Genomic DNA, 23,882 nt, shown 5'->3' on the forward strand with positions numbered 1-23,882 from the left:
GCTTGTTTTTCAAGGAAATCCATGAGCGTCCACATTAAAAGAATCGTCTCCTTGAGCTACCTCTCCATAGCGGTGGCATTCATGCTCACAGGCTGCAAGGAAGATGTTTCAAAGACGCCCAAAACCGCGGTTTCTGATTACCCGCGAAACGAAACCCTTTACGTAGGTGGTTTCGACTGGTCTCCGCCCGCAACATTTAACCCGCTGGACCCGGATCCAAATTTCCCGGCAGACGGAAACATCCGCCTCATGTACGAGTCTTTACTCGCCTATAACCAGCTGACAGGCGGACTCGACCCCATGCTTGCAGATTCCTACAGCCAGACGGATTCGACCATTACCGTCCACCTGAACCCGCGAGCCAAATGGAACAACGGTGAAACGCTCACCACCGAAGATGTGTTATTCACCTTCAAGCTGGATTCCATCCTCCCGACAGCCCATCATAACAACTGGAAGTATATCAAGGCGATATCCGCTGACAGCGACAACTTTATTTCTTTCTACATGGCAGCAAACAGGAACCCGCTCATGGTTCTGAATGCCATTGCCGAGACATCGATTCTCCCCAAGTCTGTATTCGAGCCTTTGCTTAAGTCTGCAAAGACCGGCAAAAGCTACAACATGGAGAAGATTCTCGAATTCAAGAACGACGCTCAACCAGTCGCTTCGGGGCCTTATACCTTAGCCAACTATTCTCCAGACCAAATTGTGCTAAAACGCAGTGAAAACTACTGGAGATCTAGCAATTACGGTGGCAGAAAGCCTGCTCCCAAATACATCATACACCCCATTTACGACAAGAATGACAATTTTAACAATGCCATGAGTCGAGGAAACCTGGACGTTTCTTCCATTTACTTGCCTAGAATTTGGGAAAAGGCCAAAGACAGCATCCGCTCCTGGAGCCGCGAAGAACCATACCAGCTCCCCGCCACCATTACGGCCTTGGTCGTTGCAACCACAAAAGAACCGTTCAACAACGTAAGCTTTAGACGCGCATTAGCCCACTCAATTGACTTCGATAAAATCAAAGCTCGCGCCCTTTCGAACTACACCCCCGCCGTGCAGCCCGGGTTCATCCTCCCGTTTGGCCTCGAAAAGAAGTATTTCAACAAGGAAGACGCCGACGAGTTCGGCTACAGCTACAACACTGAAAAAGCACGTGAAATTCTCCAGGAAGCAGGCTATTCCTGGAACGCAGACGGAAAACTTCTCGACAAGAAGAAAAAGCTTGTCCGCAGCATTTCCATCGAGTGTCCGCAAGGCTGGAACGACTGGATTGAAGCCATCAATGTTGTCGTGGAATCGTTTGCCGAAATCGGAATTACCGCAACACCTAAGATTGTCGACTACGCCATGTGGGACTCGGACCTGCGCCGGGGTACTTTTGACCTCGCCATGAAGACTCCGCCGACAGAGCACTCAGTCGCCAATCCATGGAACAGGTTCTACCAAATGCTAAGCACTTTATCTTATAAGCCTGTCGGTGAAGAGACATTTGTAAACCAGGGACGTTTCCAGAATCCCGAAATAAATGATATCTTGGCCAACATACCGACCATCGCAAATGAAGATTCGCTCGTTCTAGCGTACCGGGAACTCAACAAACTGTTCATGGAAACAGTCCCTGTACTCCCCCTCATGTACAGGCCATCGACATTCTACCAGTTCTCAACTAAACACTGGACAAACTTCCCTACGGCAGAAAACCCGTATGCACCCCCTAGCAACCTTATTGTTGCTGCTGGAGTAAGCGCACTTTGGGAAATTGTACCCGTTGATAAAGCCGATAATCAATAAAAAAGTTTCTCTTTCACCGTAAAAAAATTATCTTTAGCAAACCATTTAAAGGAGTATATCGTGGGAAAATTACGCTTTGTTTTGCCTAATACTTTCACAAGCCTGAACTTTTTGCTTGGCGTGTTCTCCATTTGCTGGACAACCGGAGCATTTGGTTCGTTTAGTACGGCAGACCAAATCCGCATGGGTGCCTATTTCGTCATGTTGTGCGCCCTTTTTGATAAGCTTGATGGCTTTGCCGCCCGCCTCGTGAACGCCAGTTCCGAATTCGGCGCTCAGTTCGATAGCCTTGCCGACTTGGTGGCTTTCGGTCTCGCCCCTGCATTCTGCGTTTTCTTCACCTACAAGATTTACGCACCGGAATGGTTCCAGAACCATGGGCTCCTGATGACGGTTGCACTTGCCGTTTACGTGCTCTGTGCCGCCATGCGCCTCGCCAAGTACAATGCTTGCGATTCTGACACTTACCACCACCATTTCTCCGGCCTCCCTTCCACCTTTGCGGGCATGGTCAATGCAACACTCATCGTGTTCCTCATGACCAAGGGCGTTTTCGCAGACTCCAGCACGTTCCTCTTCTGGCTCCCGATTATCGTGTTTGTCATTACAGGATTCTTGATGGTAAGCCCGTTGTTCCTCCCGAAACTCCAGCCGCGCAAGAACAAGGCTTTCAACATTTTCCAGATCGTGCTGATCCTGCTCACCTACGTTGCAGGCATCCTCTTCTACAACCCGAAGGTACCGTTCATTCTTGAATACCTGCTCATTCTCGGTTCAAGCTACATGGTGATTGGTTTTGCAGTAGGCCTCATCTACCGCAAGCAGATTATCAAAGAAGCTAAAGCAGCCAAAAAGTAGGAAGTAGACGGTAGACAGTAGACAGTGGATAGCCGTCAGTCGCTAATTTGAAGTTATGCCCGCTGCAAGCGGGCATTTCTTTTTATGGAGATTATTGGCGCGTTCTAGCGCGACACAAAGCGTTCCAAGAATTCCGCGAACGCACGACCATAGCGGTCAAACAAATGTTCTAGCGACATGCGCGGGAGTTCAAGCGTCACGCATTCCAAGTTACGTTCACCACACCACGTCCCGAAGCTCCCCGGCGTTTTATACCCAATATCCGGCAACCAAGGCAAGTTGAACGCATTCATCACGCCCTCAACAAGCGATGTTTTTTGCGGGGCATCGACGCATGCTATCGGGGCATGCATCGCAAGCACGCTCGCAGGCTTCAGCTTTTCAATTAACGCGACAAGCGCTTGCGTTTCCGGTTCGCTCCCTGCAAATGCTCCCGGCAATAAAAGCGTATCGCGAGGCGCTTCAAGAATTGAGCGTGAACCGACCTTTTCCGTTGAGAAGTTCTGCGTCTTGAAATTGCGGTTCAAGTCCACGCCGTTCGCGTTTCCGCGCGTTCCAAGAGCAGCTCCGTCCGGATTGGCGCACAGAATAAAAGCAATAGAATCAAAAGGCTCGTCAAAAGCACGAAGCACACGGCTCAAGAGGAACGTCGTCTCCGGCTCTTCGCCGTGAATCCCAGCCATTACAAGCAACTTGCATTCGCTCTTGCACGGGTAGTACAGCAGTGGAGCGCCCAGCACAGAGCGTCCATATTCAAGAGAAGGCAACCGGATAATACCGCGGGATTCGGGAGAATAGTTCATAGTAGATAGTTGGCAGAACTTAGTTGGCAGAGCTTAGAGAGAAGAGTTATGTTCTAAGATCTAAGTTCTAAGAGCGAAGCGAGCTAAGTTCTAAATAAAGTAAGGATAGATGTAATCCTCCGCGAGCTGCGGGAGATTCACCAGTACAGCGCGTTTGCATTCCATATCCGAGCGTTCATAGATGCTCCGCAGTGTGTCTAGCGAAAAATGCTCCAAGCGCTTACGCGATGTCGGCAAGTGCGCAATGTGCCAGCCTTCAGGCTTGATTTTCCCGCACCCGGGAATAAACACACGGCTAAAGCCAAACGATGTATCAGCCTCCATCCGGGACGTCAAAAAAGCATGGAACTTTGCAAACATGCCACTGCACTCCGCGGGCGTGAGCTCAACCTCATAGCCCTCCGGGCATGCAGCTCCATCGACCACGTCGATGTCCGTCCCCAGATGGTGACGGCTCGCCCCCGGCAATGCCGACCATGTGAGAATCGCATACATCAGCTCTTCTTCGTCTTTCGGGCGTTCCATCGGCTCGCCCTTTTCATTCAAGAGCTTGAGTTCGCCACGCGCCTTGCGATTCCAAATTGAGAGTTGCTTTTCAAACGAACGGTACGCCGATTCAATACGCAGCACAAAACCATTCACCTTGACTTCGTTTGACAGAGCACGCAAATCATCCACAATTTCGCGATCTACAAAGTATCCCGGCTGGAATTCCACCAAGTCAGGCGTACCAAGGCCATAGGGCAACAAATCCTGAGACAAGTCCGTCATTGAATCGTCCCTCCCATTTTTTCAATCAAGTCTTTCCATTGCTGCACCGTCGTTTTCTTTTTGGGCTTCGACTTTTTACCCAAAAGCGACTGCGCCAACGGAGCCGGATTCGCATGAGTCCACGCAATCGCTAGCGCATCCGAAGCATCAAGCGGGAGATCCCCGCCAACAATTCCCAAATGCGCAAAAATCATGTTCGCCACATGTTCCTTCGAGGCGGCGCCATTGCCTGTCACGGCCTGCTTCACAACTTTCGGTGGGTATTCCTCGTACGTCATTCCGCGACGGTGGCACGCCACAAGAATCGCCCCGCGGATATGCCCAAGCACCAAGGCGCTCTTCACGTTCTTTGCAAAGAACACGCCTTCCATCGCAAGCGCATCCGGGTGGTAATGGTCCAGGCGTTTTTCGAGCTCCGTCACGATATGCACAAGCCTATCTTCGAGATTTTTGGTGGCATTCGCATGGAACGTGCCATATTCCAGCACCTGAATTTGGTTGCCAGTCTTTTTCAAGAACGCATATCCGGTCGTAATCGAGCCCGGGTCAATACCAAGAATAACCATATTCCAAAAAATAGATAAAATTGCTTTTTTTTCAAAAAAAACGCATTTACGGGAGCGTACTTTATTAGATTTCTCTTATAGGAGGCCGCAATGCTGATTGATCAAGAACATGCAGAGTATATGAGAACTAAAGCTCACCCGAGGCAGTTGGGAATTCCCCTGAGCCGTTGGGGGCGTAACCTTATCGCCTGCTGTCCGTTCCACGCTCCAGAAGAAACATCGCTGTTTTTCTACGACGCGCTAGGTTACTGGCGCTACCGCTGTCTCCAATGTGGTGCAGAAGGCGACTTGGTCGATTTTTTGATGAAGAGCCGTTTCAACGGCGTGGACGAACAGACCGCCCGTTCCGAAGCCTTTGAATTCCTCGGCGCACTCGACAAGGATCTCGTAAACAATCAGGATAGCGAACACCCGTGGGTCAAGGAAGTCGGTGGCGAAAAGTCCAAAGTGCTCGAATGCTTTGTACGTTACTGCCACTGGGCCGCCTGCAAGAGCCCCTCTTCGGCAAAGTTCCTCGAAGCCCGTGGCTGGAGCATTGGCCAAGCCCAACTTTACGGTCTCGGTTACTACAGCGGCGACCCGGAACCGTTCATCAGCTACTGCATGCTCTCCGGTATCGAACGCCACCAGATCAGTTTTTACCTCGACAACCTCGAAGCGTATCACGAACCGCGAATTACCATTCCGGCCCGCAATTCCAAGGGATTTATCCATTCCGTTTACGGTAGACTCATCGACGATAACGAAAAGAGCCATACCTACATCACGTATGCTTCCGGCCCGACCGTTATTCCGTTCAACATCCAGGCAGATAGCGAAAACCCCATTATCGTGCAAGGTTTCTTTGATGCGCTCACGGCGGACCTCGCCGGCATCCCAGGCGTTGTCTCCACGATGTTCCAGGAACTGAACGTCAACCACCTGTACAAACTCAAGGCTTGCGGGGCCGAATCATTCACAGTTATTTTGCGCCGCGAAGAAGACCGTCGCAACCAGGAACTCAAGATTCAAAAATACTTGAAGCTCGCCGAACAGATGCACATGAGCCTCAAGTCCATTGTGCTCCCGAAGGACGAATCCGTTGATACGTTTGTCCGCAAGAACGGCGCCGACCAGCTCATCGACCTCATCGCCAATACCGAAGTCGATACCATTCATTCGCACCGCCGCTCCATGCTGTTGCAGGACATCAAGGAAAACTTCGATACCGCAATGGCATGCCCGCCTGACCAGAGCGTGGGCTACAAGCTCAGCACATTCCCGAAGCTCACCAAGGAAATCGACGGTGTGCAGTCGGGATGTTTCTTTGTTTCGTCTCAGCCGTTCGGCCTCAAGACATTCTTGCTTTCAAGCCTCACGCTTGACCTCATCGAAAGCAATCCAAACCTCAAGGTCATTTACGTGGCCTATGAAACACCGCGCCGCCAAATCTTTGACCGCTTCGTTTCCATGCTCATCGGTGAATCGATTTTGAACGTCCGCAAGCAGAATGCAGACAACGAAATCAACAAAAAGATTACGGAAGCTACACGCGACCTGATGGCTTACGTGCGCAACAACCGTCTCGAAATCTGGGACGACATGCCTTCGCTCGACTTTAACGACTTGCTCAAGACACTTAGCCAGGAACTCAAGGACCATCCGGACTTGATTCTCGTGATTGACGGTATCGACCACATGAAGATTACCGACCGCCCGGAACTCCCGGACATCCACGAGAAGCGTTCGTCCATCATGCTCGACTTGTACAAGGCTCTCGACATCCCGATATTCCTCGGTGGCGAACTCATCGATTCCAACATGGGACTCCTTGGCCCGCGTGCATACCTCCGCGATTCTGACGCCATTTACTGGCTTACCGAAAAGGATGGCGCATTGAATCTCTCCGTAGATTCCAAGCGTATGGGCACAAGCCGCGTGTACGAAGACAAGATTTTGATTGACCCACAATCTAGCCGCATGAAAGAAGCTTAATGTTTACCATTGTCGATTTTAACAACTTCTGGAGTCCGTCAGGAGGCGGAGTCCGCCGTTACCATTTGCAGAAAATGGCGTTTTATGAACGCCAAAACGAAGTCCGTTCCGTCTTCGTGATGCCATCAGCAAGCACTTATACCGAAACACGAAGCGATGGCTTGATTATCGAACATGTGGAAGCATTCCGATTCCCCGGCAACTGGGAATACCGCTTTATGTGGAAGTCCAAACAAATTCGCCCGATTCTCGAGAAGTACAAACCGGACGTGATTGAAGTGGGTTCACCCTACATTTTGCCCTCGGCCGTGCGCCGCATTGCAAAAAAAGTTGTCCCCAACGCTGCACTGTTCAGCTTTTGGCATGCCGACTTCCCCGTGACTTACGTGGGGCGCCCCATCGCCAAAAAATTCGGCACAAGCGTAGGCGTTCTTTCCCGCAGAATAGCATTCTGGTACGCCAAACAGGAATTTAAAAACTACGATTGCGTACAAGCGTCTTCGAAAGAAGCGATGGCTCGCCTCAAGAAGAACGGACTCCCCGACCCGCGTTGGATTCCGCTCGGTTGCGACATCGAAACTTTCTCGCCAAGCCGCCGTGACGAAGCACTCGTGAACGAACTCAAGGATGGCGATCCGAACCGCCTCACGATATTCTTCCCGCACAGGCATTGCAATGAAAAAGGCATTGACCTTGTTCTTGGCGCTTACGACATTTTGACGCAAAAACTCGGACACGAGCCCGCCATCATCTTTGCAGGCACGGGCCCAAGCCTCCCGCTCGTGCAAGAAGCAGCCGCAAAATACAAGCACGTAAATTATATCGGCTTTGTGAATTCCATCGACGAGATGGCTCGCTATTACGCGAGCGTCGACATGGGACTTGCTCTTTCTGGCTGGGAAACTTTTGGTCTTTCGATTCTAGAAAGCATGGCAAGCGGAAACGCGCTCGTCGGAGCTGCCGCTGGAGCCGCATTCGAGCATGTCTCAGAATCAGGCGCAGGCACAATCCTTAAGGAACGCACGCCCGAAGCATTGGCAGATGCGATTGTCGAGCTCTACCATTCCGACCTCACCGACAAGAAGATTAAAGCTCGAAAGTACGCAGAAAAATTCAGCTGGAACGATTGCTTCAAGCGCCAGCTCGCCTTGTACAAAGAAATCGCCGAAAAAAAAGGAATTGGATACAAGCCACGTTAATGATCCGCAGACCTTAACGCAAAAAAGACTCGTCAATGACGAGTCTTTTTAGTCGGGATGACTGAATTCGAATCAGCGACCTCTTGAACCCCATTCAAGCGCTCTACCAGGCTGAGCTACATCCCGAGGTCTCTTACAAGAGTATGCCAAAGTTAGTTAAACCACGATATTTTTTCAAGGCAAACTCCCGAAAAAAGCAATAATTAGCCCATTCCGGCAGTTCTAGTCCTTTCTAAAATATCACTAGTCCTTCCAGTAACCAATAATCAGCACTTCGGGCGTTGCCTTCGGGAATTTTTTGCTCTTGAAGCCCACAATCTTGCGGATGCTCTTCTGCTTGAGTTCCCAGCCCGTGCGTGTAAGTCCAGCGGTCGAAAGCGTGACCTTGATGCCAGGCACCTTGCCGCCTTCCTTAATTTTGCCGATGTCATCGACATTGAGCATCACGTTCTTGGTCTTAAGCTTAAATTCCTTTTGAGCCGTTTCATCAAGCGCTAAATCCGGGCGAGTTTTCTTGTCGGTTCCCCACACGTAGAACGTCCATTCACGTTTTTCATTCGGAGCGTAGTAACCCGTATCAAATAGCTTTTCGCCAAAGAAAATCGGATTTTTCACATAGCCGTCAAGCTGCGCCGCATAAGATTTTCCCTGATTGTCAACCATCACCACAACCGGATTGATTTGACCATCCATGCCAGCAAAATCCATGTCGAATTCAATCGTCACCGGAGCATTCGGCGCAATTTTCGTCGGATACTTGAAGTTCGACATGCCAATGCCCTGGCCCATCACAGTTTCAAGAACTATTTCTTTATTTGTAATATTAGCACCCTTGATGACGATATGGCGCACATCGCCCTGATCCGCATAACCAATCGGGTACGGGTCCGGCACAAAGCGGATAATATCTTCAGCCATGGCAGTCGCCGAAAATGAGAGAGCCGCCACAAAAAGAGATTTGAAAATTCTAGACATCATGGTGTGAATATACAAAATTTCTAGCTTTGGCGCCATGACTTCACTCGACGAAATCAAGGCTCTCATCGCGCAAAAAGAACTGTTCATTTTCGACCTGGACGGCACGCTGTTTAACACGCTTGGCGATTTAGCGCCAGCCGTAAACTACGCGATGACGCAATTCGGCCTGCACACGCATTCAAACGACGACGTGCGCACATTCATCGGAAACGGTTCCATGAACTTGATCCGCCGAGCAGTCGCAGCCAATTTCATTCCCGTCGCAAGCACCCGCGACATGGAAAAAGTCGCAGAAACGCTAGCCCGCGAAAACTACAGCGATGAGAAAATCAAGGAAATCCATAAAGTTTATTCGGAATACTACTGGGAACATTGCACCAAAAACACGGAACCGTACAAAGGCGTCGTGGAGCTATTGCAACGAATTTCAAACCGCGCGGAAAATTTCAATCGTAATGAGGACTGCGCGGAATGCGACAAGAATGGTGCGCAGCCCGTAAACTGCGTCGCGACAAAAAGCGCCAAAGTGAGATGCACGGCAATGCTCACAAACAAGCCGGTCGCTCCCGCGCAAAAGATTCTCAAAAAATTCGGTCTCGAAAATTCTTTCGCCACTTACCTCTGCGGTGATACCACCCCCGAACGCAAGCCAAGCCCTGCCGGCATTTACGAGATTCTCCGTCAGACAGGAATCGCCCCCGAAAAAGCAATTATGATTGGCGACGACACACCCGACGTTCTAGCAGCAAAAAACGCAGGCATTGACTGTATCACGCTTTTTGAAGGCTTCGGTAAAACAGAGAACTTACTCCCGCTAGAACCGTGCTACACCGCAGGCCACATCAAAGACTTCGCCGAGTTCATTTAACCGCAGAAGGCACCTCCCAATTTTCTATCTTTTTGATAGTTATGTCCTATTTCGACTACACGGCAAACACCCCGGCATGCGAAGAAGCCTTGCAACGATTCTGCGAAGTTGAACGCAGGTTTATCGGCAACGCCAATTCGAATCACGAAGCAGGACATGCAGCAAAAGCTTTCCTCGCCCAAGTGACCGATTCCATCGCGAAACTTTTGGGCGTAAACCCCGACGAAATCATTTACACCTCGGGCGCAAGCGAAAGCAACAACACCGCCATCCGTGGCATCGTCCAGGCCAAGCACCATGTGGGCAAGCACATCATCACGAACCCGCTGGAACATTCTTCGGTAAGCGCCACGCTCACGGCTCTGCAAGAAGCAGGCTACGAAATCGAGATGGTAAAAATCGGCACCGACGGGAAAATCGACCTGGAAGACTTGCGAAGCCTGCTCCGCAAAGATACGGTGCTTGTGACGGTAAACGCGGTCGATAGCGAACTTGGGACCGTGCAGCCGCTGGAATCCATCAGCAAGATTGTCCGCGAGTTCCCGAACTGCAGCCTTCACGTGGATGCAACGCAGGCCATCGGGAAAACGCCCATAAACCTGAATTTGGCAGACACGGCAAGCATCGGCGCGCACAAGTTCTACGGGCTTTCGGGCAGCGGGTTTTTGTACAAAAAAAGCGGAATCGTCATGGAGCCGCTCATTTACGGCGGTGCCAGTACCACCATTTACCGCAGCGGAACCCCGACGCTCGCGCTGGACGCATCCCTTGAAACAGCGCTGTCGCTTGCCATGGAACATTTCGAAGAGCGATTTGCCCGCGTCAAGGAGCTGCGAAAGATTTTGCAAGAAAAACTCTGCGGCTATCCGAAAGTCCGCATCAATTCGCCCGCAGACGCTGTTCCGCACATTTTGAACCTGAGTGTCGCGGGAGTCCGCGGGAACATTTTCCAGAAAGCTCTTTCGGACAAAGGAATTTACGTGTCGGTCAAGTCCGCCTGCAGCGTAGATGCACTCCCCTCCCGCGCCGTTTTTGCCGTCAGCCGCGACCGCAAAAATGCTTTGAACTCCTGGCGCATAAGCCTTTCGCACCTCACCACCGAAAAAGAAATCAACGAATTCATGGCCGCATTCGACAGCTGCTACAAGGAACTTTGCAAATAAACGCAAAAAAGGTAATGAAAATGGCAAGAGAACTTTCATTTGTCCAAAGCGTAGAACGGAGCATTTCGAAGACATACCGCGAAAGGCTCTGGACGCCGTTCATTACCGCCATCAAGAACTACAAGCTCATCGAAGAAGGCGACAAAATCGCCGTCTGCATTTCCGGCGGCAAGGATTCCATGCTCATGGCGAAGCTCATCCAGATGCTCCACCGCCATAGCGACGTGAAATTCGACGTGGAATACCTGGTGATGGACCCCGGCTACAACGAAATCAACCGTCAGAAAATTGAAAGCAACGCGAAGCTCCTGGAAATCCCCATCACCGTTTTCGAGACGAACATTTTCGACGTGGCGAACAACACCGAACGTTCCCCCTGCTACGTCTGCGCCAAGATGCGCCGTGGCCACCTCTACCACAAGGCAAAGGACCTGGGCTGCAACAAGATTGCGCTAGGTCACCACCTCTCCGACGTCATCGAGACCACCGTCATGGCGATGTTCTACGGCTCGCAACTGCAAGGCATGATGCCCAAGCTCCACAGCCTGAATTTCGGCGGCATGGAACTCATCCGCCCCATGTATTGCATCAACGAGCAAGACATTATCAACTGGAAAAACTACAACGGGTTGCAATTTATCCAGTGCGCCTGCCGCTTTACCGAAAGCTGCACCGTCTGCGACAACGGCGGTGGCGGCAGCAAGCGTCAAGAAATCAAGGCGCTCATCAAACGTCTCAAGCGCGAAAACCCGAACATCGAAAGAAGCATCTTCAACAGCCTGCACTCCGTCTGCATCGAGACTTTCCCCGGCTACAAGGCCGGCGGCGAGCTGCATTCGTTCCTAGAAGACTACGAAAATCGCGAACCGCAGAAAGGATAGAACTTCACGACAAGCTACTTGTTCTTTATTGAAGACGAATCATCAAACATCGATGGTTGCGGAAGCATCATGTAAAAGGAAATCGGGAACGAGAAAGTCGCCCCGTTTTTCGTTTTCGGGAATTTCCAATGGCTGACAGATTCCTTGACATCTTCATTAATAGCGCTAAAGGGGCTATTTTCAGCAATTGTAGTCAATTTAATTTGGACATTTTCAACTTCGCCGCTTGAAGCAATTTTCAAAGTCAAGACTATTCTTCCTTCAAATTCACTTGCTAAATCTGATCGACGCCTTACATTCTTATCGAAGATAAAGCGTAAACCATGAACTCGTTGGCGATAAACCTTTAAAAAAGTCTGAACATCAATATCACGACCTTCAACGACAACGTTTTTTGCAGACAAAGGCTTAATACGGCATCTAGGGATCACCTTGCCATCCCCCCCCTTTGTGAACAACATCCGGAAGGACACCATAAAGAGCCACAGTTTGCAATAGTCCATCCAAGTTAGGTCTTTCAGCTTTTATAGGAAAACTATCACGATAAATTTTAGAGACTTCAACCTTTTTCAACTTTATCGGATTAACAATCGGCTTTGTATCTGATTTAGGATCCTCCGCCTTTTTATCAGAATCGTTACAAGCCGACCACAACGCGGCAGCGGTCATCAAAGCGATTTTGCCAAGAAATTTGCTAAAATTTTTCACCATACACTATAAATAACAAAATTATCTACTTCAGTCGCGATTTCAGCACTTCAATTTCGCTCTTTTCCATCCCGAGCGCAAGCAAATACTTTTCTGTAGCGGACGCTAAATCTGCATTTTCGAAATCAGAGATATCAACACCAGCCGTTTTGAACGAATTCTGCATAAGTCTTACAATAATCGCCTGAAGCAGCTCAACCTGCTTTGTTGTTAAATCAACATGTTTACCATCGACCACGTTATAAAAATTCTTGTGAGTCGTGGCGTAATCCGCCTTGATTTCATCAGCGGTCGCCCCCATCAGCGCTTCGAGCACGGCAATCGTAAATCCGGTTCGATCCATACCATAGGTGCAATGCACTAGATAAGGGCCTTCATGCTCTACCATATAGCGCAATCCTTTGACTAGCCCTTCCTTGAACGGCGTATTCGCAAAAGCAGGTTCTACATTAAGATACACCACATTTTGCGTTGCATAATAAGATTCAGCAAAGCCTTTGTATTCTTCGGCATATTGCAATTCATCTGCAAGGTTCACAAAAGTCTTGACACCAGCCACTTCCGCCAATGAATCCGCAATTGCATTGCGATAAATTGCAGGATCAATCGGACTTGAAGAACGATAAAGCACCCCCTCGCCCATTCCGGTTGTACGCACCATTCTAAAATTCGCAAACTCCTCAATAGACAAATCAGGATAAGCCCCCGGATAATTCGCAATTGAAAGCGACTTCAAATTTTCAAGATGGTCAACATAGCCACCCTTTTCCTTCATCTGCACAATAACATCTATCGGGAATTTCAAATCGCGCCCGAGACCAACGACCTCAGCCATTTGGCCGTAACGAGCCTCAAGCTTGATATAATTCAGCCCCTCGGAGACATACAAAAAGAATTCGCCAGGGAAAACATATCCGTAGCCAGCTACCACAGGAACGTCCACTGTATCGTAACCCGCAATCATCACCGTCACGACATCGCCATAATCAAACTTTGTCAGGAACGAATCCGCAACAACATCAATTTTCACACCCCCGAATGCAAATATTTCAAGCGTATCCTCCATAACAGTCGTTGAAATCGAAACTAACCCATCCGCGGAAGAGCTCGATGCAACAACAGACGAGGACAACGCGTAATCCGAAGAACTTGATTCTTCAATGGCAGCGCAACTTTCGCCACCTACAGGATTCACCGAAACAAAACCGTTATCATCGTTGCTACAAGCGGCTAAAAGCAACGCAAAGGTAACCATAAGTTCCACTTTGCGGAGATATTTGCTAAAGAAACTAGTCATAAAGCTTACCCATCATTTCTACAACTTGTGGAAAATCGTGCTCATCTACAACAAAAGATATCCCATTCTTTTCAAAAACGAACCTGCGGAAGCCTTTGTCATTGCGCTTCATTTTTTGCAATTCCGACTTGTCAAACGAAAAAGTCTTTTCACCATAACGGGTGCAAAATATAAACTTATCCTTGAACCATCTGATTTCAAAAATTTGCTTTGAATTGCGATAGGCTTCGACCCAAAAAAGGATAGCCAAACATAAGCAACAAAACCAATCAGAATCAACATTCCCATTTATCCCATTAAAAAGACAAACCACAGTCAACAAAAGCCCAATAATACCTTGCCATAACACGGTTAACATGCTGCAACGGCGTCCCAAAGGCTTGTACGTTATATATTCAGCACCTTTTGCTTTGATTGTTTTATCCGTTGAACATCCATTAATTTGGCATAACATTTTCACGACATCAGGAAACGCATTTTCACGAAGAACAAATGTCTGTTTTCCTTTTTTCAAGAAAACACTAAAACCACCTCTTCCTGATTCATCGCAACAACAAGTGAAAGATTTATTAAACAAAAATTCCTTTGGGCCAAAGAATGTTTTCAAAATAAATTTACCCTTAAACCATTCCACAGCAAAAACTGTTTTTGAACAAATATAAATAGCACAAGTCAACACAAAACTTGAAAGCAACCAAATCGGCCACAAAGACTCTATGCCAACAACAAAGAGCACCTCAACTGTGATAAACAATAATGCAACGATTGAAAAAAACATTACCAAAATACATTCAACAAGACTCGGCCTTGCAATTTTATACTCAATGTACCCATCAGGATTTTTTGCCAAGTCTAGTTCATCATTTTTGTCAAGAAAAGTAAAGCCATTGATATCATCTTGACTTTGTTTCAAAACAGTTTCAAGTTGACATTCCTGCAATTCAGGCGTAAATTGTTCTGAACACTCCGTCTGCACATCCACTTGACCAAAATTCGGATTCAGGGCGTCGCACCACAAGCAACGCGGCATATCATCTTCATACTTATCTCCGCATTTCGGACAAATCATAATAGGAATTCTTCAAAGTAATTAATGATTAAGCAACCTGCCTGATGTTGGCAAACGCAATACCCTCAGGCGAATGATAACCGCAATTGTAGCCCCGATAAGGCACATGAACATATCTGTCTGCGTATCCCAAATGTAACCTTGCGTTCCCAAGAACGCTTCCGTATCCGTCGGATTGCTGAGCGATGCCAGCCACTCAATAATTTCATAAAGCGCAGAAATTGCCTCGGCCACGCACACCGACAAAAATCCCGTCCAGCCCGCCGTCTTGATCGGAGTTGTGCGACGCAAAAGTTCAATCATCACAAGCCCGGGCGTGACACCTTGCATCAAATGCCCGATTTTATCGTAGTTGTTTCGCGCAAAGCCAAACCAATCCTGCATCCAGAATCCAAGCGGAACCTTCGCATACGAATAGTGCGCTCCAACCAAAAGTACCGCCATATGGAAAGCCATTACCACGTAAAGATACGTGGGCATCCTGAACTTTTTGTAGGTAAATACAAGGACCAACAGCCCGACAATCGCGGGAGCCGCTTCAAGAATCCAAGTGAGGTAAGTATCCTCAACTCCGACAACAGACCAAAGCATCGTCAGGAGAACAAATGCAAGCAAGAACAAATGAGATTTAGCAATATTATTCATAGTAGGAATAATACAAATTTTCATCGACATACAGTATTTCAGAGTTACTTTCCATTCACCCTAAATACACCTTGAATAATTAATCTTACTTCTGTTTGGCTCAACGGTTTTTCAGAACTTTCCATTGAAATTATGAGATTTTTCCCAGGGACATAGCCGCATTGGAGGTAAGACGATAATTTTTTGACCGACAAAGAAGCATACTCAGGATTATCCATCATTCCCAAATGTTCCCATAACAGTTCTTTACGTGTACGCAAATCAAGACAAGTAAAATCTGGATAAACGCTCCGACCACCATCCGCGAGTTTCAACGGACATTCGTATTTATAAGGGATTCCCAAACGCCCAAGCGTATCCGCAATAATCACCTCTGACTTTGAACGTACTCGTTCGCCCTTTGCAGTCCGCAAATCTGGAACTCCCGCTTCAAAATGTTTTCCCTTATACGGCACAGCAAGCCATCGCCTCGCATATTCTTCATCCGAAAGCAGGATTGGTTCAACCAAAGACTTGCGGACTTCATTCATCCGATTGTAAATGTTTGTCAATTCTTCGGGACTGTATTTTGCAATAAAACCATCAATTAACGAAAGTTCATGTTCCATTTCCCGAAGTGCTTTTTCGTCATAATCCTTCTGCGCAAGTTTTGACATTTGTGAAACATTGTCTTTGGGAATATATTCGCCCTTTAGCGATTTGGCATCAGTCAAATGATAACCGTAAAATTGATTTCCGCGTTTTGCGAGCCTCAAATGCCCCTGCGGAGCACGCTTCAAAGATTTTTTCGTTCTTTCAACAACACGGAGAAGTTCCTCCGCACGATTTTGTAACGATAGCAATAAAATGTCGGGAGACAAACATTCAAATGATTGCATCGCACCCTCTTGTAATAGTTCATATAATAAACGATATAGCAAACCGAGGAGCAAACGCATCCTACATATAATAAGATAGGTCAGGTTGCATAACCCGACATTTGAAATATGCAAAAATAGTCGCGAAAAAACAAGTGGAGAAGCATATTTCACATTCAATGAGAAATTTTTGAAAAAACATGCTACAAAAATGAACTTTTTAACAATTTAGTAGCACAAATTTTACTTTATATTCAACATTTAAAGACTAGGCCGCAGCAATTATGCTACTAAAACGGGCATTTACGCAATCCTGTAGCATACAAAAGAGCTCAATCATGAAATCATGCATTAATTTTAGTTATTTTATTCAAATTTTATGCTACTAAATCAGGTATTTTGACAATTTTGTAGCACATTTTCGCATTTTCCGCATATTCGAACAGCAACATCCGCCATTTGCGCCATTTATCCCTCGTCTCTCGTCACTCATCTCTCGTCTAAAAAACTATCTTTGGCCGCATGAAAAAATACCACTTGGCCACATACGGCTGCCAGATGAACGAATACGACTCCGCGATGATTGCGCAGGAGCTGGACATGTGCGGTTGCGTCGAGACGAACAACCAGGAAGACGCCGACATCATCATCGTAAACACCTGCAGCGTGCGTGAAAAGGCCGAGGAAACAGCCATCGTCAACATCAGCAAACTCAAGTACTTGCGCAAGAAGAATCCCGACGTGAAAGTCGTCGTGTGCGGTTGCATGGCAAAGAATCGTGGGCCGGAACTGCTCAAGCGCCTCAAGAACGTGAACTACATCGTAGGCCCAGACCAGTACCGCAAAATTCCAGAACTCCTGTTCGGGGATGCCCAGAGCCCGCTGCACAAGACGCACCACAAGATGTTCATCGACGAAGACCGCGACGAGAACTACCTCGGCGAATACGCCAAGCTCCAGAATGACGTGAGCGCATTCGTCGCGATCCAGCGCGGTTGCAACAAGCGCTGCAGCTACTGCATCGTGCCGTACCTCCGCGGCCCCGAGAAATACCGCGACATGGACGACGTGCTGACAGAAGTCAAGCGCGCCGCCGACAAGGGCATCACCGAAGTGATGTTGCTCGGCCAGACGGTGAACGCCTACAAGACGCCAAACGCTGACTTCACGACTTTACTAACAAAAGTTTCCGAAATCGGTGGTATCAAGCGCATCCGCTTTACAAGCCCGCACCCGCGCCATTATACGAACGAACTCATTGACGTTCTCTTGAACAACCCGAAGGTCTGCCATTACGCGCACATTCCGCTCCAGAGCGGCTCCGACGCCATCCTCAAGAAGATGCGCCGCCAGCACAACATGGAACAGTACATGACCGTCATCGAGCAGTTGCGCAGCAAGGATCCGTACTACGCCATTTCGACTGACGTGATTTGCGGATTTGTCGGCGAAACTGACGAAGATTTTGAACAGACGATCAAGGCATTTGAAGCCTGCCAGTTCGACACGGCATACATGTTCATTTACAGCCCGCGCAAGGGCACAGAATCGTTCAACGAAGCCGAAATCCTCACGCCCGAAGAAAAGTCGGCACGCCATTCGCGCCTCGTGGAACTCCAGAACGCCATCACGCTCAAACGCAACCAGATGATGATTGGCCGCACCGAAGAAATCCTCGTCGAACACGGCTCCACCCGCGACAAGACAGAACTCGTCGGCAAGACGGACAACTTCAAGAAGGTCATTTTCAAGCCCGAAGAAGGTCGCATCATCAAGCCGGGCGATTACGTCAAGGTGAAAATCGACGATATCCGAGGCTGGACGCTCCGCGGCACGCTCGTGTAATACACCTCAAAAACGCAGACCGCACTCCCTAGTCGAGTTTACGTAACTCACGGAATATCAACGAGTTACACATTCAGCGCAAGCCATTTTGTAAAAATATTCATATCTTTACTCTTGAGGGTAACTAGAGGGTAATATGGCTAAATATTTTATTCACAATTTGGTTATTACAGGCGCATTGTGCGCGTTTGCCACCACAGCATCTTTTGCTGAGGCCGCACCGACTCTCGCCACCGCCCAAAAAGCTTACGTCAACGGCAACTGGAAAGTCGCCGCCGCCGCATACGAACAGGTCTGTCCGAACGAACCTGAAAACACTCGTACCGAATGCTATTTATGGAACGTGCTAGCCCTTTCCCAAACGGGCATCGCCGCTGATTTCAGCAAGGCAGGCAAGCGTCTCGACAGTCTCATCGACAAGACGAACCCGCAACAAGCCATTTACGCGGACCTTATGATGACCAAGGCCCAGTTCCAAATGTACCTTGGCCGTTACAACAAAGCCGCCGAATCCCTCGTACACGCAATTGAAACTTCGCAGCCGCATCAAGTGACCGTGCTGCAAAAAGTCTGCGTCGCCGTCCAAGACCGCGCCCACAGCGAAGAGCTGAACGAAGCCTGCAAAAACCTCGGCAATCCGGAAGCCCAGAAGCTTGCCGCCGCCCAAAAGGAACAGGCAAAAGCCGAACAAGCAAATGCTGAACAGGTCGCTAGTACCGCTCCGCAAGCAAGCACAACACCAGCAACAAATAACGACGCCGCCAAGGCCGCAGAATCAAAGGTCGCAGCCCCCGCAACAGCAGTTGCTACTGCAGAACCCGCGCAAACAAAGGCTCCCGAAACAAAGCCGGCCGAAGCAAAATCCGCATGGCAACTGCAGCTGGGCGCATTTGGCGTCAAGTCCAACGCCGACTTGCTCGTAGACAATCTTAAAAGGCGCAACATAGCCTGCACCATCAGCCAGAACACGCTTGAAAGCGGCAAAGTCCTCTATATCGTGCGCACCGGTCCATTTGATACAAAGGAAAGTGCAGTGGACTATGGCGCCAAAAAACTGGCCCCGCTCAACGTAGAATTCAGGCCAATGCTTGTAAAACAAGCCCTTTAAGCAAACAAAATTATACTCAAAAAAATTTTTTACAGATTTTAACGCCTAAAACATGCGTTTTTTTGCTTAATACCTACAAAAAAAGCAAAAATAGTGCTATATTTGTGTTGCTTCCCCGCCGGGGTGGTGAAATTGGTAGACGCGCTGGACTCAAAATCCAGTACTCGCGAGAGTGTGAGGGTTCGATTCCCTCCCCCGGCATTAAACGTTTAAGAAAGAGATCAAAATGAGTAACATGTTCAAAGTGCTTTCTGCTGTTCTTTTCGCGGGCTCACTAGCGTTTGCTCAGTCTGACGACCTCTTCTCTGACGATTTCCAAGATGCTGCAACAGCAGACTCTATTGCACAGGCTAATGCCGAAGCAACAAATCAATCTAACATCGGTAATGCACAGGCCGTCGGTGGCCAGTGGGAAGGCTTCAAGTATGAAGACATGGGCCTTACTCAGTGGGAATACCAGCAGGCTAAGGAACAAGGCGTTACTCGTGAAAAGTTGACAAAGCTTGTTGAACTTGGCATCCGCCCGACAGAATATCTCCAGAAGCCGTGGAACAGACTCGGTGTGAGCGAAGAAGATTGGCTCAGCCAGCGTGCCGAAGGCATGGAAGATGCAGACATTGACCGTTCTTACCGTTATCGCAGTGGTGATCAGAAGAGTGCATATATTTCTCTCTTGATTCCTTCTTACTACCAGTGGAAAACAAAACAGACCGCAAAGGCAACCTTTATGGATGTTCTTGAAATTGGTAGTATCGCAGTCACGGTAGTCTTCAAAGTACAAGACAAGAGCTACTGGTGGTACGGATTCCTCGGAATCGCAGCCGCTCACCTCTGGTCTTTCGCAGATGCATTCATCAGCACCCAATGGGATAGCAATCCGGATGCAAACCGCTTCAGCTTTGGCGTTATTCCGACTCCGGACCAGGGCGTTGCAAGTTTCTTCAATGTCAAGTTCTAAGCAGCAATGCAGCTAGAATTACTTAAAGCCAAAATACATCGCGCTACTGTAACTGATGCAAACCTCAATTACGAAGGTTCCATCACTATCGCACGCGATTTGATGGATGCAGCAGGCATCCTCCCCTTCGAAAAAGTCGGCGTCCTTGACGTCAATAATGGTTCTCGGCTCGATACTTATGTCATCGAAGGCAAAGCAGGCTCTGGCGTGATTTGCTTAAACGGTGCCGCAGCTCGCTTGGTACAGCCGGGCGACCTCGTGATTATCGTAGCTTATGCAACGATGTCTCCGGAAGAAGCCAAGACCTGGAAGCCAACTGTCATTCGCGTCAACGGCAAAAACGAAATTATCGAAAAAATCTAAAAGCGCAAATACATGCGTATAAGGTTCCCGGCTTCGCCGGGCTTTTTTTATAAAAAAATTTACGTTTTGGCAGTTTATGACAATGTAAATGTTGTATATTAAAGGTAAACTAAAATAACGAGGTTTTAATGCCAGATAATATCCTTTACATTGCCATTGCATCGGCAATACTTTTACTTATCATCATCTTCGTGATGTCTTACATCAAGGCCGCCCCTGATGAAGCCATCATCGTATCCGGTATCCAGAAACAGCCTAGAGTCATCATCGGCCGTGCAGGGCTTCGCATTCCGTTCTTCGAACGCGCCGACCACCTTTCACTTCAACTGATCCAGATTGACGTGAAGACGGGCAGCCCTGTCCCCACCAAGGACTACATCAACGTTTCCGTCGATGCTGTCGTGACCGCCAAGATTTCGGACAATCCGGACCGCCTCAAATCTTCTGCACAGAACTTCTTGAACAAGAAGCCCGAAGACATCCGCGCTATGATCGTTGACATTCTCGAAGGTAACATGCGTGAAATTGTTGGCCGTATGCAGCTCGTGGATCTCGTGGGTGACCGCAAGCAGGTTTCTGAACTCGTGCTCGAAAATGCCATCCCGGACCTTGAAAAGCTCGGCATTGTTGTGCAGACGTTCAACATCCAGAATTTTGAAGACGCCAACGGCGTGATTGAAAACCTCGGTGTCGATAAGACATCTGCCATCCGCAAGGCAGCTGCCATTTCCAAGGCGAATGCCGAACGCGATATCAGCGTGGCTCAATCGCAGGCCAAGAAAGAAGCAAACGATGCAGCCGTTGCCGCAGAACTCGAAATTGCCCAGAAGCAGAACGACCTCGCCGTGAAAAAGGCCAACTTGCAGAAGATTTCTGATACCGAAAAGGCAATTGCTGATGCCGCTTACGAAATCCAGAAGCAGACGCAGCAGAAGGAAATCAACGTTGCCCAGGCCGAAGCAGAAGTCGCCAAGCAAGAAAAGGAAATTGAAATTCGCGAACGCATGGTCATGGTGACCGAAAAGGAACTTAAGGCTCAAATCGAAAAGAAAGCAGAAGCCGAACGCCAGGCACAAATCCAGCGTTCCGAAGCCGAACTCTTCCAGCAGCAAAAAGACGCTGAAGCCGTCCGCTACAAGGAAGAACAGCGCGCCAAGGCCATCAAGCAGATTGCTGACGCTGAAAAGGAAAAGGCATTCGCAGAAGCCGAAGCTACAAAGGCAAAAGCACTCGCCGAAGCTGAAGCTACAAAGGCAAAAGGCTTAGCCGAAGCAGAAGCAATCAAGGCTCAAGGTCTTGCCGAGGCAGAAGCGCTCAACAAGAAGGCCGAAGCCATGAAGCTCTATGGTGACGCAGCCCGTCAGGAAATGCAGCTCAAAACCATTGAAAAGTACTTCGAGCAGATGCCTCAGATTGCAGCCGCCATTGCAAAGCCGATGGAAAAGATTGGCAATATCACCATGTACGGCGAAGGCAATACGGCAAAGCTCACCGGCGATATCACCAAGACGCTCACACAGGTCACGAATGGCCTCACGGATTCGCTCGGCATTGACCTCCGTACAGTTCTTGGCTCCATGTTCGGGGCAAAACTTGCTGGAGTCACCAAGAGCGACGACTCCAAGACCGACAATAACAAATAATTCCTGAGAAATCAATCTCAACCAGGAGACTTCGTTTTATACCGAAGCCTCCATTTTTATATATTCCTTATATGCGATTCGTGTGTTTTACAGTGTTATTCCTAACAGTATTCACCTTTGCCGCCTCCCCCGCAAAGGCAGATTCCGCTGAACTCTCGGAAACACTCGTTGCAGCACAGGATACCATTGTCGATACCATCTACGTTATTCAAGAAAGCGGAATTCCCTGGAACCGCGAAAACTTTGACCCAGAGCGCCTAGTACGTCACGACACATTCGATCCCGCTCTAAAAGTCGCTTACACCTATTCTGTAAGCTTCATCGGCGGTTCATTCGGATCATTTGCACAGCAAAGCTTTATGGCACATTTCGCTTATGAATTCACTCCTAATTTGCATTTATACGCAAACGTAGGGCTTTGGATGCCGCTCTACTCAAGCATCCACTTCGGCAACCGCATTGCCCGTGAAGACGTGAAGCAAGGGAACGTAGGCCTATTAGTTCCAGACATCGCTCTTGAATACAAGCCAAACGACAAAGTTTCTCTCAAGGTCATGTACATCAACGAACGAGACGCTTTCAGGGCCTATGGGCCACACCGCTATTTTTACGACGGATGCCCGTGGAGCAACCCGCGTTATTGCTGGTAATTATTTTACTACTCTCGCCTCGCACACTTTTGACGCCTTCGGCGTCATCTGCGTGGCTCGGAACTTTAGTTCCGTTCAATATTCTTTTTTATTGTTTCAGCCACTGATATGACTTGGTTGTAGTTCTCTTGCTTTAGCAAGTTAGAAATACACCAATGTCATTGGGCGGCGGCTCAGTAATGAGAAAGCAAGCTTTCTCGCTACTTTCGCCTCGCACACTTTTGTATATTCGTTTTCATGAAACGAATTATTTTATCTGCTCTTTGCATATCAACGCTTGCCTTCGCAAACGTAACAACAAACATCAAATCGTCCGAAATGGCCACTCAAGTCATTGCCGAAACATCAGTTTCCACAAGCGATAAAACCGAAGCCAATTACGAATTTCGAAACGACGGCATTCCCTGGAATCGCGAATTTGATTCTGACCGCATGGTCCGTCACCAGACATTCGATCCAGCCTTAAAAGTCGCTTACTCCTACTCACTCAATTTTGTAGCAGGAAGTTTCGGGTCGTTCGCAAACCAAAGCTTTATGGGACATTTCGCCTATGAGTTCACACCGAATCTTCACTTGTACGCAAACATTGGTCTCTGGACGCCTATTTACGCAAACATTAGTAACGGTTCCCGCATAGCAAGAGAGGACTTACGTCAAGGCAATGTTAGCGTGTTGATTCCAGATGTTTCACTAGAATACAAGCCTAGCGAAAACACATTAATAAGAATCTCTTACGTTAATGAACGAGACGCCTTAAAAGCTTACGGCCCACGCAGTTTCTTCCACAGTGAATGTCCTAGCCGAAGTTCTGTACTCTGCCAGTAAGCACTTCCATTCAACATTGTCACCCCGGATTTTTCCGGGGCTTTTTTATT

At 48.4% G+C, this 23,882-nt stretch carries 24 protein-coding genes and 2 tRNA genes; 15 read left to right on the plus strand and 11 right to left on the minus strand.

Annotation, left to right across the window (positions count from 1 at the left end; genetic code table 11):
* The first annotated feature begins 21 nt into the window (after positions 1-21).
* Positions 22-1,803 carry an ABC transporter substrate-binding protein gene (locus FSU_RS04055; protein WP_012820279.1) on the plus strand — a complete coding sequence of 594 codons (1,782 nt, stop codon included), beginning with the start codon at positions 22-24 and terminating at the stop codon, positions 1,801-1,803.
* 60 nt (positions 1,804-1,863) lie between these two features.
* Positions 1,864-2,661 carry a CDP-alcohol phosphatidyltransferase family protein gene (locus tag FSU_RS04060; RefSeq protein WP_012820280.1) on the plus strand — a complete coding sequence of 266 codons (798 nt, stop codon included), beginning with the start codon at positions 1,864-1,866 and terminating at the stop codon, positions 2,659-2,661.
* Between the two features lie 104 nt (positions 2,662-2,765).
* On the opposite strand, the gene mpaA is transcribed toward FSU_RS04060, so the two are convergent.
* The 3 genes from mpaA to ruvC form a co-directional block, all read right to left on the minus strand.
* Positions 2,766-3,464: a murein tripeptide amidase MpaA gene (mpaA, locus tag FSU_RS04065; protein WP_012820281.1), complete on the minus strand. Its 699-nt coding sequence runs from the start codon at positions 3,462-3,464 to the stop codon at positions 2,766-2,768.
* Positions 3,465-3,554: 90 nt separating this feature from the next.
* Positions 3,555-4,235 (minus strand): M15 family metallopeptidase, encoded by a 681-nt coding sequence (locus FSU_RS04070; protein ID WP_012820282.1) that lies wholly within the window; start codon positions 4,233-4,235, stop codon positions 3,555-3,557.
* Complete coding sequence (ruvC, locus tag FSU_RS04075) at positions 4,232-4,801, minus strand: crossover junction endodeoxyribonuclease RuvC (protein ID WP_012820283.1); 570 nt, start codon at positions 4,799-4,801, stop codon at positions 4,232-4,234. The genes FSU_RS04070 and ruvC overlap by 4 nt, the downstream gene beginning before the upstream one ends.
* A gap of 90 nt (positions 4,802-4,891) precedes the next feature.
* On the opposite strand from ruvC, the gene FSU_RS04080 reads away from it, so the two are divergent.
* Together FSU_RS04080 and FSU_RS04085 are read left to right on the plus strand one after the other, a co-directional pair.
* Positions 4,892-6,775 carry a CHC2 zinc finger domain-containing protein gene (locus FSU_RS04080; RefSeq protein WP_012820284.1) on the plus strand — a complete coding sequence of 628 codons (1,884 nt, stop codon included), beginning with the start codon at positions 4,892-4,894 and terminating at the stop codon, positions 6,773-6,775.
* Complete coding sequence (locus FSU_RS04085) at positions 6,775-7,974, plus strand: glycosyltransferase (protein WP_012820285.1); 1,200 nt, start codon at positions 6,775-6,777, stop codon at positions 7,972-7,974. Before FSU_RS04080 ends, FSU_RS04085 begins: the two co-directional genes overlap by 1 nt.
* A 52-nt stretch (positions 7,975-8,026) precedes the next feature.
* Here FSU_RS04085 and FSU_RS04090 read toward each other — a convergent pair.
* A tRNA-Pro gene (locus tag FSU_RS04090) sits at positions 8,027-8,100 on the minus strand.
* A 117-nt stretch (positions 8,101-8,217) separates the two neighbouring features.
* Complete coding sequence (locus FSU_RS04095; protein WP_155808684.1) at positions 8,218-8,892, minus strand: hypothetical protein; 675 nt, start codon at positions 8,890-8,892, stop codon at positions 8,218-8,220.
* 94 nt (positions 8,893-8,986) lie between these two features.
* On the opposite strand from FSU_RS04095, the gene FSU_RS04100 reads away from it, so the two are divergent.
* Genes FSU_RS04100 through FSU_RS04110 form a run of 3 tightly spaced genes read left to right on the plus strand, consistent with a single transcriptional unit; the run spans position 8,987 to position 11,864 of the window.
* The gene (locus tag FSU_RS04100) at positions 8,987-9,820 is read left to right on the plus strand and encodes an HAD family hydrolase (protein ID WP_012820287.1); all 834 of its coding nucleotides are present in this window, start codon (positions 8,987-8,989) and stop codon (positions 9,818-9,820) included.
* Between the two features lie 41 nt (positions 9,821-9,861).
* Positions 9,862-10,983 (plus strand): cysteine desulfurase family protein, encoded by a 1,122-nt coding sequence (locus FSU_RS04105; RefSeq protein ID WP_012820288.1) that lies wholly within the window; start codon positions 9,862-9,864, stop codon positions 10,981-10,983.
* A 20-nt stretch (positions 10,984-11,003) separates the two neighbouring features.
* Positions 11,004-11,864: a tRNA 2-thiocytidine(32) synthetase TtcA gene (locus tag FSU_RS04110; protein ID WP_012820289.1), complete on the plus strand. Its 861-nt coding sequence runs from the start codon at positions 11,004-11,006 to the stop codon at positions 11,862-11,864.
* 14 nt (positions 11,865-11,878) lie between these two features.
* Here FSU_RS04110 and FSU_RS16265 read toward each other — a convergent pair whose 3' ends face one another.
* Genes FSU_RS16265 through FSU_RS04140 form a run of 6 tightly spaced genes read right to left on the minus strand, consistent with a single transcriptional unit; the run spans position 11,879 to position 16,461 of the window.
* Positions 11,879-12,325, minus strand: coding sequence for an AgmX/PglI C-terminal domain-containing protein (locus FSU_RS16265; RefSeq protein ID WP_167530843.1), 447 nt, complete (start codon positions 12,323-12,325; stop codon positions 11,879-11,881).
* The gene (locus tag FSU_RS04120) at positions 12,285-12,575 is read right to left on the minus strand and encodes a hypothetical protein (protein ID WP_041917821.1); all 291 of its coding nucleotides are present in this window, start codon (positions 12,573-12,575) and stop codon (positions 12,285-12,287) included. The genes FSU_RS16265 and FSU_RS04120 overlap by 41 nt, the downstream gene beginning before the upstream one ends.
* 22 nt (positions 12,576-12,597) lie before the next feature.
* Complete coding sequence (locus tag FSU_RS04125) at positions 12,598-13,869, minus strand: tyrosine-protein phosphatase (RefSeq protein WP_012820291.1); 1,272 nt, start codon at positions 13,867-13,869, stop codon at positions 12,598-12,600.
* Positions 13,862-14,938, minus strand: coding sequence for a hypothetical protein (locus FSU_RS04130; RefSeq protein WP_012820292.1), 1,077 nt, complete (start codon positions 14,936-14,938; stop codon positions 13,862-13,864). The genes FSU_RS04125 and FSU_RS04130 overlap by 8 nt, the downstream gene beginning before the upstream one ends.
* A gap of 21 nt (positions 14,939-14,959) precedes the next feature.
* Positions 14,960-15,583: a DUF2238 domain-containing protein gene (locus FSU_RS04135; RefSeq protein WP_041260367.1), complete on the minus strand. Its 624-nt coding sequence runs from the start codon at positions 15,581-15,583 to the stop codon at positions 14,960-14,962.
* Positions 15,584-15,627: 44 nt separating this feature from the next.
* Positions 15,628-16,461: a PDDEXK family nuclease gene (locus FSU_RS04140; protein ID WP_012820294.1), complete on the minus strand. Its 834-nt coding sequence runs from the start codon at positions 16,459-16,461 to the stop codon at positions 15,628-15,630.
* Positions 16,462-16,962: 501 nt separating this feature from the next.
* Between FSU_RS04140 and miaB the strand changes: the two genes are divergently transcribed.
* The 8 genes from miaB (at position 16,963) to FSU_RS16060 (ending at position 23,832) form a co-directional block, all read left to right on the plus strand.
* Positions 16,963-18,285, plus strand: coding sequence for a tRNA (N6-isopentenyl adenosine(37)-C2)-methylthiotransferase MiaB (gene miaB, locus FSU_RS04145; RefSeq protein ID WP_012820295.1), 1,323 nt, complete (start codon positions 16,963-16,965; stop codon positions 18,283-18,285).
* 136 nt (positions 18,286-18,421) lie between these two features.
* A complete protein-coding gene (locus FSU_RS04150; RefSeq protein WP_012820296.1) occupies positions 18,422-19,393 on the plus strand; it encodes an SPOR domain-containing protein in 972 nt (323 codons plus the stop codon).
* Positions 19,394-19,510: 117 nt separating this feature from the next.
* Positions 19,511-19,594: transfer RNA gene (locus FSU_RS04155), tRNA-Leu, on the plus strand.
* A gap of 25 nt (positions 19,595-19,619) precedes the next feature.
* Entirely contained in the window at positions 19,620-20,351 is a 732-nt protein-coding gene (locus FSU_RS04160; protein ID WP_012820297.1) for a hypothetical protein, read from the plus strand.
* A gap of 6 nt (positions 20,352-20,357) precedes the next feature.
* On the plus strand, positions 20,358-20,714 hold the full coding sequence (panD, locus tag FSU_RS04165) for an aspartate 1-decarboxylase (RefSeq protein ID WP_012820298.1): 357 nt from the start codon (positions 20,358-20,360) through the stop codon (positions 20,712-20,714).
* Positions 20,715-20,842: 128 nt separating this feature from the next.
* On the plus strand, positions 20,843-22,357 hold the full coding sequence (locus FSU_RS04170) for a flotillin family protein (protein WP_012820299.1): 1,515 nt from the start codon (positions 20,843-20,845) through the stop codon (positions 22,355-22,357).
* Positions 22,358-22,449: 92 nt separating this feature from the next.
* Positions 22,450-23,007 (plus strand): hypothetical protein, encoded by a 558-nt coding sequence (locus tag FSU_RS04175; RefSeq protein ID WP_244263713.1) that lies wholly within the window; start codon positions 22,450-22,452, stop codon positions 23,005-23,007.
* A 318-nt stretch (positions 23,008-23,325) separates the two neighbouring features.
* Positions 23,326-23,832: a hypothetical protein gene (locus tag FSU_RS16060; protein ID WP_244263714.1), complete on the plus strand. Its 507-nt coding sequence runs from the start codon at positions 23,326-23,328 to the stop codon at positions 23,830-23,832.
* Positions 23,833-23,882 lie beyond the last annotated feature (50 nt).

This window comes from Fibrobacter succinogenes subsp. succinogenes S85 (assembly GCF_000146505.1).
In the GTDB taxonomy this organism is placed as follows: domain Bacteria; phylum Fibrobacterota; class Fibrobacteria; order Fibrobacterales; family Fibrobacteraceae; genus Fibrobacter; species Fibrobacter succinogenes.

Excerpts from the sequence above, each read along its gene's own strand:
- FSU_RS04110 (WP_012820289.1), top strand. The coding sequence starts at position 11,004 with ATGGCAAGAGAACTTTCATTTGTCCAAAGCGTAGAACGGAGCATTTCG.
- FSU_RS04125 (WP_012820291.1), bottom strand. The coding sequence starts at position 13,869 with ATGACTAGTTTCTTTAGCAAATATCTCCGCAAAGTGGAACTTATGGTT.
- FSU_RS16060 (WP_244263714.1), top strand. The coding sequence starts at position 23,326 with ATGGCCACTCAAGTCATTGCCGAAACATCAGTTTCCACAAGCGATAAA.
- ruvC (WP_012820283.1), bottom strand. The coding sequence starts at position 4,801 with ATGGTTATTCTTGGTATTGACCCGGGCTCGATTACGACCGGATATGCG.
- FSU_RS04130 (WP_012820292.1), bottom strand. The coding sequence starts at position 14,938 with ATGATTTGTCCGAAATGCGGAGATAAGTATGAAGATGATATGCCGCGT.
- miaB (WP_012820295.1), top strand. The coding sequence starts at position 16,963 with ATGAAAAAATACCACTTGGCCACATACGGCTGCCAGATGAACGAATAC.
- FSU_RS16265 (WP_167530843.1), bottom strand. The coding sequence starts at position 12,325 with ATGTTGTTCACAAAGGGGGGGGATGGCAAGGTGATCCCTAGATGCCGT.
- FSU_RS04160 (WP_012820297.1), top strand. The coding sequence starts at position 19,620 with ATGAGTAACATGTTCAAAGTGCTTTCTGCTGTTCTTTTCGCGGGCTCA.
- FSU_RS04170 (WP_012820299.1), top strand. The coding sequence starts at position 20,843 with ATGCCAGATAATATCCTTTACATTGCCATTGCATCGGCAATACTTTTA.
- FSU_RS04055 (WP_012820279.1), top strand. The coding sequence starts at position 22 with ATGAGCGTCCACATTAAAAGAATCGTCTCCTTGAGCTACCTCTCCATA.
- FSU_RS04120 (WP_041917821.1), bottom strand. The coding sequence starts at position 12,575 with ATGGTGAAAAATTTTAGCAAATTTCTTGGCAAAATCGCTTTGATGACC.
- FSU_RS04105 (WP_012820288.1), top strand. The coding sequence starts at position 9,862 with ATGTCCTATTTCGACTACACGGCAAACACCCCGGCATGCGAAGAAGCC.
- panD (WP_012820298.1), top strand. The coding sequence starts at position 20,358 with ATGCAGCTAGAATTACTTAAAGCCAAAATACATCGCGCTACTGTAACT.
- FSU_RS04070 (WP_012820282.1), bottom strand. The coding sequence starts at position 4,235 with ATGACGGACTTGTCTCAGGATTTGTTGCCCTATGGCCTTGGTACGCCT.
- FSU_RS04140 (WP_012820294.1), bottom strand. The coding sequence starts at position 16,461 with ATGCAATCATTTGAATGTTTGTCTCCCGACATTTTATTGCTATCGTTA.
- FSU_RS04100 (WP_012820287.1), top strand. The coding sequence starts at position 8,987 with ATGACTTCACTCGACGAAATCAAGGCTCTCATCGCGCAAAAAGAACTG.
- FSU_RS04095 (WP_155808684.1), bottom strand. The coding sequence starts at position 8,892 with ATGGCTGAAGATATTATCCGCTTTGTGCCGGACCCGTACCCGATTGGT.
- mpaA (WP_012820281.1), bottom strand. The coding sequence starts at position 3,464 with ATGAACTATTCTCCCGAATCCCGCGGTATTATCCGGTTGCCTTCTCTT.
- FSU_RS04135 (WP_041260367.1), bottom strand. The coding sequence starts at position 15,583 with ATGAATAATATTGCTAAATCTCATTTGTTCTTGCTTGCATTTGTTCTC.
- FSU_RS04085 (WP_012820285.1), top strand. The coding sequence starts at position 6,775 with ATGTTTACCATTGTCGATTTTAACAACTTCTGGAGTCCGTCAGGAGGC.
- FSU_RS04080 (WP_012820284.1), top strand. The coding sequence starts at position 4,892 with ATGCTGATTGATCAAGAACATGCAGAGTATATGAGAACTAAAGCTCAC.
- FSU_RS04150 (WP_012820296.1), top strand. The coding sequence starts at position 18,422 with ATGGCTAAATATTTTATTCACAATTTGGTTATTACAGGCGCATTGTGC.